Source organism: Micromonospora sp. M51 (assembly GCF_018070305.1).
GTDB lineage: Bacteria > Actinomycetota > Actinomycetes > Mycobacteriales > Micromonosporaceae > Micromonospora > Micromonospora parva.
The window spans coordinates 1-3,121 of record NZ_JAGPXZ010000710.1; the positions used below are offsets into that span (position 1 = coordinate 1).

Sequence of the window (3,121 nt, forward strand, 5' to 3'; positions counted from 1 at the left end):
CAGTTGTTCACCGAGGACGGGCTGGCCCGGCGCGACTTCATGACCAGCATCCGCAACAACATCTACTACGTGGCGATCGTGGTGCCGGCGCAGACGGTGCTCGCGCTCGGCCTGGCCCTGGTCGTCAACAACCGGATGCTCAGGGGCAAGAGCTTCTTCCGCAGCGCCTTCTACTTCCCCTCGGTGACCAGCTCGGTCGCGATCAGCGTGGTGTTCCTGTTCCTCTTCGCCAACTCCGGCGCGGTGAACGCCCTGCTCGGCTTCGTCGGCATCGACGGGCCCGAGTGGTTCGCCGATTCCCGGGGCGTGCTGCACCTGCTGTTCGGCGTGTTCGGCGTCGACTCGCCACCGGCGGCGCTGGCCGACGGCGGGCCGTTCGGGCTGAGCTGGTGGGACTGGTTGGCCGGCCCGAGCGTGGCGATGATCTCGATCATCACGTTGGTCGTCTGGACCACCTCCGGCACGTTCATGCTGATGTTCCTGGCCGGGCTGCAGAACGTGCCGGTCACGCTCGACGAGGCCAGCACCCTCGACGGTGCGTCCCGGTGGCAGCGCTTCCGGTACGTCACCCTGCCGATGATCAGGCCCACCACCTTCCTGGTGCTCACCCTCGGCATGATCGGCTCCTGGCAGGTCTTCGACCAGGTGTACGTGATGAGCCAGGGCGACCCGGCCAAGACCACGCTCACCCCGGCCTACCTGTCGTACCGGACCGCCTTCCGGGACTTCGACTACGGCTCCGGGGCGGCGATCTCGTTCGTCCTGTTCCTGATCATCATCGTGCTCACGCTGATCCAGCGCCGGGCGCTGGCCGAGCGGGACACCGACCGGCCGCGCCGCGGCTGGCGGCGTCGCCGCGTACCGGAAAGGTCCTGAGATGGCCGTGCTCACCGACCGCCCGGCGGCGGTGCCCGCGCGGCGTCAGCACCGCGCGGCCCGCACCCTGGCCACCCGCTTTCTGGGGTACGCCACGCTGGTCTTCTTCGGGCTGGTGTTCCTCTACCCGTTCGTCATCCAGATCGGCAACGCGCTCAAGACCGAGCCCGACGCGGCGGCGAACCCGCTGTCACCGTTCCCGGACCCGCTCACCCTTGCCGGCTTCGAACGGATCTTCGCCGGCACCAACTTCCCGCTGTGGCTGGGCAACTCGCTGCTGGTGACGGTGCTGGTCACCCTCGGCCGGGTCTTCTTCGACTCGCTCGCCGGGTACGCGCTGGCCCGGCTGCGGTTCCGCGGCCGCAGCGGGCTGTTCGCCGCCGTCATCGCGGTGATGGCGGTGCCCGGGGTGGTGCTGCTGATCCCGAAGTTCCTGGTGCTCAACCAGCTCGGCATCTACAACAGCTACGCCGGTCTGGTGGTGCCACTGCTGGCCGACGCGGCCGGCGTGTTCATCATGAAACAGTTCTTCGAGTCGATTCCGGTCAGTGTCGAGGAGGCCGCCCGGATCGACGGGGCGAGCATCTTCCGCACCTTCTGGTCGGTGGTGCTGCCGATGGCGAAGCCGGCCCTGATCACCCTCACCATCCTGTCGTTCCAGGGCTCCTGGAACGAGTTCCCGCACAGCCTGGTGTCCGTGCAGGACCCGGACCTGTTCACCCTGCCACGCGGGTTGGCCGACCTGGTCAGCGGCTCGCTCGGCAAGGGCACCCAGTACCCGCTCAAGCTCGGCGCCGCGCTGCTGGCCACCATCCCGGTGGCGATCATCTTCGTGGTGTTCCAGCGCTACTTCGTCCGCGACGCCAACGACGGCTCGGACAAGGGCTGACCTGGTTCGGTGTGGCGGCCCCGATCCGGGTCCGCCACACCTGTCACTCGACCTTCTCGGCCGGAACGGCGACGTGCAGGCGCACCTGAGGCACCAGCATGTCGTCCACGTCGAGCGCGCGGGCCGCCCCGTCGGGCTCCCACCCGGTGCTGGTGAGGAACTTCCGGGTGGCCTCGTCGCCCTCGAACGCCCAGGCCACCGCCCGGCTCAGGCCGTCCTCCCGCCACAGGTCGACGGCGGCGGCGAGCAGCCGACTGCCGTGCCCCCGCCGGCCCCAACGCGGCTCCACCAGCAGGTCGGTCACCGCCGCCACGTCCGGGCCGAGCGCCTCGGCCGGCTCACCCGGGGCCAGGGCCTCGCCGTCGGCCGGGCCGGAGGCCGCGAACCCCACCAGATACGATTGCTCGGCCTGTTCGACGGCGACCAGCACCCGGTGCTTGCCCGAGGGCGGCTCCAGCACCGCGGCGCTCCACCGCCGGGCGAGGAACGCCTCGTCCAGGTTGTCGAGCACATGCCGAGGCAGGATCCGGCGGTACGCGACCCGCCAGGTCGCGAGTTGGATGCGTGCGATCTCGCCGGCGTCCTCGGGACGCGCCGGGCGGACGTACCCGAGAGCCATGGGACGGAAGCCTACGCAGGGCGGGGGAGACGACGGTGGCGCAGGGTGCCAACAGGACGACCGCGCAGGTCGTCGGGGTGGTGGTGCTCGCCGCGGCGGTCACCGGGTTCCTGGCCGTGGCTGCCGTCCGGCACGGGTTCTTCGACCTGAAGGTCTACTACGGTGCGTTGACCTGGTGGGTGCACGACGGCGGGGAGATCTACGACTACCTCAAGCCGGGCACCCAGTACGGCTTCACCTATCCGCCGTTCGCCGCACTGGCCATGCTGCCGATGGCGTACCTGCCGTGGACGGCGGCGATCGTGGTGAGCGTGCTCGCCAGCGTGGCCACCACCACGGTGCTGATCTGGTGGCTGGTCGACCCGATCGCCCGCCGCGCCGGCTGGACCCGGTGGTTCGCCCTCGCCGTGGCGCTCTGCCTGGCCGCCGCGTTCGAACCGATGCGGGAGACTGTCAACTTCGGCCAGGTCAACACGCTGCTGCTCTTCCTGGTGGCGGTGGACCTGCTGCGGCTGCTGCCGGCGGGCAGCCGGTGGACCGGAGTGGGCATCGGCCTCGCCACAGCGATCAAACTGACCCCGGGCGTGTTCATCGTCTACCTGCTGGTGACCGGGCGGTGGCGGGCCGCGCTCACCGCCAGCGGCACGGCGGCCGGGGTGTCGCTGCTGGCCGCCGCGCTCTTCCCGGACGCGTCCCGGGAGTTCTGGACCGAGGCGCTGTGGAACACCGGTCGGGTG

At 70.4% G+C, this 3,121-nt stretch carries 4 protein-coding genes; 3 read left to right on the forward strand and 1 reads right to left on the reverse strand.

Annotation, left to right across the window (positions count from 1 at the left end):
* Positions 1-876, forward strand: an 876-nt coding sequence (locus KBX53_RS27495; RefSeq protein ID WP_210862428.1) for a carbohydrate ABC transporter permease, incomplete at its 5' end; no start/stop codon positions are given.
* A 1-nt stretch (position 877) separates the two neighbouring features.
* Positions 878-1,765 (forward strand): carbohydrate ABC transporter permease, encoded by an 888-nt coding sequence (locus KBX53_RS27500; RefSeq protein ID WP_030336860.1) that lies wholly within the window; start codon positions 878-880, stop codon positions 1,763-1,765.
* A 43-nt stretch (positions 1,766-1,808) separates the two neighbouring features.
* On the opposite strand, the gene KBX53_RS27505 is transcribed toward KBX53_RS27500, so the two are convergent.
* Positions 1,809-2,384, reverse strand: coding sequence for a GNAT family N-acetyltransferase (locus KBX53_RS27505; RefSeq protein WP_030336858.1), 576 nt, complete (start codon positions 2,382-2,384; stop codon positions 1,809-1,811).
* Between the two features lie 35 nt (positions 2,385-2,419).
* On the opposite strand from KBX53_RS27505, the gene KBX53_RS27510 reads away from it, so the two are divergent.
* Positions 2,420-3,121: glycosyltransferase family 87 protein (locus tag KBX53_RS27510; RefSeq protein ID WP_210862429.1), on the forward strand; the 702-nt coding region annotated here is incomplete at its 3' end.

Bases quoted from the DNA above. Each gene is read 5' to 3' on its own strand.
- KBX53_RS27500 (WP_030336860.1), top strand. From the start codon at position 878: ATGGCCGTGCTCACCGACCGCCCGGCGGCGGTGCCCGCGCGGCGTCAG.
- KBX53_RS27505 (WP_030336858.1), bottom strand. From the start codon at position 2,384: ATGGCTCTCGGGTACGTCCGCCCGGCGCGTCCCGAGGACGCCGGCGAG.